This window comes from Sphingomonas sp. Leaf30 (assembly GCF_001422525.1).
Classification (GTDB): domain Bacteria; phylum Pseudomonadota; class Alphaproteobacteria; order Sphingomonadales; family Sphingomonadaceae; genus Sphingomonas; species Sphingomonas aerolata.
The window spans coordinates 994,911-996,042 of record NZ_LMKZ01000001.1; the positions used below are offsets into that span (position 1 = coordinate 994,911).

Sequence of the window (1,132 nt, forward strand, 5' to 3'; positions counted from 1 at the left end):
ACGTGAACGTTTCAACGCGGAAGCCGCCAAGCGCATCCTGATCACCGACGGCGCGTTCGGCACCGAGATCCAGAACTGGAAGCTCGACGAGGCGGCCTATGCGGGCGACCTCGGGCTCAGCCACGACCAGAAGGGCAACAACGACATTCTGGCGATCACCAGGCCGGACGTGCCCCAGACGATCACGCGCGAATATCTCGACGCGGGCTCGGACATCGTCTCGACCAACACGTTCAGCGCGAACATCATCAGCCAGGCGGATTACGGTGCCGAGCATCTGGTCCGCGCGATCAACGTCGAAAGCGCGAAGATCGCACGGGCGCTCGCGACCGAATATGAAGCAAAGGACGGCCGGCCGCGGTTCGTGGCGGGTGCGATCGGGCCGACCAACAAGACGCTGTCGCTGTCCCCCGACGTCAACGATCCGGGCTATCGGGAGATCGACTTCGATTATCTGAAGGGCGTCTACCGCGAACAGATCGACGCGTTGCTCGAAGGCGGCGAGGGGGTCGGGGTCGACTTCATCCTGATCGAGACGGTGTTCGATACGCTCAACGCCAAGGCCGGAATCATGGCCGCGATCGAGGCGGGCGACGATCTCGGGCGCGACGTGCCGATCATGTTGTCGATGACGCTGACCGATCTGTCGGGCCGAAACCTGTCGGGGCACACGGTCGAGGCGTTCTGGCACGCGGTGCGGCATGCCAAGCCGATCACGATCGGGCTCAACTGCTCGTTCGGTGCCGAACAGTTGCGGCCGCATGTGAAGACCCTGTCCGGCATCGCCGACACGCTGATCATGATCTACCCGAACGCCGGGCTGCCCAACGAACTCGGCGAATATGACGAGATGCCGGCGACGACCGCCGGGCTGGTCGGCGAATGGGCGGTGGCCAAGCAGGTCAACGTGCTCGGCGGCTGCTGTGGGTCGACCCCTGCGCATATCAAGGCGATGGCGGACGGTGTGCGCGGGCTGGAACCGCGCGCGGTCTCGCGGCCCGAGGTGCGGACCAAGCTCGCCGGGCTCGAACCGTTCACGATGGCGGCCTGACTTTCTTCCCCTCCCGCAGGCGGGAGGGGGCAGGGGGTGGGCTCGCGCTCTCCCCCGACGACTAGGCCCGCGGATGGCGGG

At 66.0% G+C, this 1,132-nt stretch carries 1 protein-coding gene; it reads left to right on the forward strand.

What is annotated here, in order from left to right; all coding sequences use genetic code 11:
• A partial coding sequence (locus ASE89_RS04680) for a homocysteine S-methyltransferase family protein (protein WP_056674491.1) occupies positions 1-1,051 on the forward strand: 1,051 nt, incomplete at its 5' end.
• Positions 1,052-1,132 lie beyond the last annotated feature (81 nt).